At 37.8% G+C, this 2,482-nt stretch carries 5 protein-coding genes; 4 read left to right on the top strand and 1 reads right to left on the bottom strand.

Features of this window, described 5'->3' with window-relative positions:
• The first annotated feature begins 222 nt into the window (after positions 1-222).
• The 3 genes from H5123_RS20265 to H5123_RS20255 all read left to right on the top strand — a co-directional run bounded on the left by H5123_RS20265 (position 223) and on the right by H5123_RS20255 (position 1,477).
• On the top strand, positions 223-567 hold the full coding sequence (locus H5123_RS20265; RefSeq protein WP_182699088.1) for a hypothetical protein: 345 nt from the start codon (positions 223-225) through the stop codon (positions 565-567).
• Between the two features lie 114 nt (positions 568-681).
• Entirely contained in the window at positions 682-990 is a 309-nt protein-coding gene (locus tag H5123_RS20260) for a hypothetical protein (RefSeq protein ID WP_182699087.1), read from the top strand.
• Between the two features lie 106 nt (positions 991-1,096).
• Positions 1,097-1,477, top strand: a complete 381-nt coding sequence (locus tag H5123_RS20255) for a hypothetical protein (protein ID WP_182699086.1) — start codon at positions 1,097-1,099, stop codon at positions 1,475-1,477.
• A gap of 176 nt (positions 1,478-1,653) precedes the next feature.
• On the opposite strand, the gene H5123_RS20735 is transcribed toward H5123_RS20255, so the two are convergent.
• Positions 1,654-1,782, bottom strand: a complete 129-nt coding sequence (locus H5123_RS20735; protein ID WP_259395715.1) for a hypothetical protein — start codon at positions 1,780-1,782, stop codon at positions 1,654-1,656.
• Positions 1,783-1,950: 168 nt separating this feature from the next.
• Between H5123_RS20735 and H5123_RS20250 the strand changes: the two genes are divergently transcribed.
• Positions 1,951-2,184 carry a hypothetical protein gene (locus H5123_RS20250; protein ID WP_182699085.1) on the top strand — a complete coding sequence of 78 codons (234 nt, stop codon included), beginning with the start codon at positions 1,951-1,953 and terminating at the stop codon, positions 2,182-2,184.
• Positions 2,185-2,482 lie beyond the last annotated feature (298 nt).

The raw sequence follows: 2,482 nt of genomic DNA, 5'->3' as shown, positions 1-2,482 counted from the left end.
ATACCACAGTAGTATGGATGTGAGTTATTATAAAATCTCATTGAGCTTTCTCCTGTTGGTTTAGTCACCTTAAGCATACCGCTGATGCGGCTTGCTAGGGAGGAGGCTCAATGAGTATCAAGCAATTCAACAGGACTAAAAACAGTGGGCTGTTCGCTTCGCTTCCATTTTAGCCCACTATTTTTAGCCCGTTAATTGGGCGTTAGGTGCAACGGAGTGTTTGTGAGAATCTGGCTCGTTTTATTTATTATATTAGGTTCATTTTCAGCACAAGCTAAAGAACTCGATAATATAAATACGTTTGCTAAAACAATTGAGGCTAAATTAACGGTTGGCGCTCCGAAAGATGTAGTTGAACGTTTTCTAACGGATTCATTGGTACAATTTTCTTTTGATAAGTATCAATCTCGTTATCAAGCGGTAGCATCAAAAGAAACAACTGAATGTATAAATCGTTCATTCTTACTCTGGCTATTTTACGATTGCGCTATTCAAATCTACTTAAATGTGGATAAAAATGGCAATTATAGTGGTTACCAATTAGAGCAAATTTATAGCGGTTTGTAGCAAGCTTCACCTAACAAGTCATTAAAGCAGGAAAATTTACAGTTGGCTATTTTCACTGCGTTCAACATTTTAGCCAACCATAAATTTCCTCTTAATGAGGCGTTATGTTGCACGATGAAAATTAAACAGATTGCCATTGCCACAATTTTGCATTTTATAACTCTCGTTATTTTCGGGTTTCTGAGTTTAGGTGCAACTATGGGGCTTGGATTTAAAGATGAGTTAACACTCTTCGATGAGATTTATAAGTTTGTTTCATTAAATGGTATGAAAATCCTCTCTGGCTATGCGTGGGTCTTGTTTCAATATTTTAATGATTTACATATTGTACTTCAGTCGTTAGTTCTATTTTTAAACAGTTTAACTCAAGGTGTTTTGTTCCTTTTCCTGTATGGTAAGTGGTCAACTAGAAAAGCAACATAACAAGAAATTCAACAGGACTAAAAACAGCTGGCTGTTCGCTACGCTACCATTTTAGCCCGCTATTTTTAGCCCGTTAATTAGGCGTTATACGACTTATGGATACATCATGCTTCAGCAAAAATTAATCAAGTTGATTCGTAGTGAAATGCTCGATGGTTTGGTAAATGAATATTGTGATAGTTTTTCCAGTGTTGATGTACATACCGTCGATGACAAAGAGTTTGCTGAGTTAGTAAAATTTTGGCGCAGCTGTGATGATCAACAAAAAGGTTTTATTCGGTCTTTAATGCGATTTTCTTCGCAGAATTCTTTAGCAAGCTTATTGGCGCTAATAGATAACTCATCTTTTTGTTATGAAGCAAAGAATGAACTTGGTGTTAATGAGTTCAAACTGAATGCAGAAACCAGTCAAGGTGGAGTTTCATTAGAACAAGATTTGACAGATGTCTTTTGGGAGCAAGAGCAAGAAGATGGCCACGTCAAATAGTCGTATAACAAAGCAAATTAAAAGGGCGGACAAAAATCAGTTGGCTTTGTTCGTACCTCACAAATTATAGCCAACTAATTTTTGCCGTTTATTTGCGGCGTTAGGGTTTTCTCAATGTTCAAGCGTATACCGAAACAATGGAGTGAATATCGGCGACGAAATTGGATAGCCTTAGCCTATTTAATATTTGGTCTTCCGCTTAACTTTGCGATTGCCGCAATTCTAAGTAATTTTATAAGTTCGGCAATCGTTGCTGTTTTAGCTTTTTTACTTTGGGTGTTTTTCTTAGGTAGATTTGCTTTCAAAATTACTCGCTTTCCATGTCCTCGCTGTTCCTTACCGTTTATTGCAAATCAAAATGTTTCATTTGTTAAAAAACGATGTTGTAATAACTGCGGGCTTGGGTTGTATGAAAAGCCCTAACGAGGCGTTAGCCATACAGAGCCAAATCAGATGGCATTTGACTGGATTATATGAACCGACAAGAGCGTATTAAAAGTTATTGCTGTATAGGCCTATTTTGTTCTGTCGAAGAGGCTAAAGGTGATGAGAAAGTTATTGTTAACTTCACCCGTTCATTTCAAGGTGAGTCAGTCTGGTACATTAAAGTGCCAGGTGAAGTAGTAGGCGGTGGAAATCTAATTTCTTATTGCCCATGGTGTGGAACTCAGCTTCCTAAATCACCTTATATTGAAAGGGGTATGTAAGTATGGCTAACAAGGCGCGTCACAAGGAAAACCACTCACTGGCCTTCGGCCATAGCGCTCCCGTTTTCCTGTGCGCTTGGCGTTAATCCATAGAAATTTTAATCCTAAACTTACGAATTAGATTTGGAAACCTAGCTCGTTTCTGTCCATAAATGATTTAACTCATGTTCTTATATAGCACTTTTCCATAGCCATCAATGAAGTTGAATCGAAGAGACAAAAATTCAGGTGTAGATAAGCTAGGGAGTATCCAAAACACGGATGTTTTGGTTAAGCCCACAAGGACGTGCTAGCGGCG

This window comes from Shewanella sp. SR43-4, assembly GCF_014163845.1.
Classification (GTDB): domain Bacteria; phylum Pseudomonadota; class Gammaproteobacteria; order Enterobacterales; family Shewanellaceae; genus Shewanella; species Shewanella vesiculosa.
Note: the sequence above shows the minus strand (reverse complement) of the source record. Positions and strands in the feature narration are given on the sequence as shown.

Excerpts from the sequence above, each read along its gene's own strand:
- H5123_RS20250 (WP_182699085.1), top strand. The coding sequence starts at position 1,951 with ATGAACCGACAAGAGCGTATTAAAAGTTATTGCTGTATAGGCCTATTT.
- H5123_RS20255 (WP_182699086.1), top strand. The coding sequence starts at position 1,097 with ATGCTTCAGCAAAAATTAATCAAGTTGATTCGTAGTGAAATGCTCGAT.
- H5123_RS20260 (WP_182699087.1), top strand. The coding sequence starts at position 682 with ATGAAAATTAAACAGATTGCCATTGCCACAATTTTGCATTTTATAACT.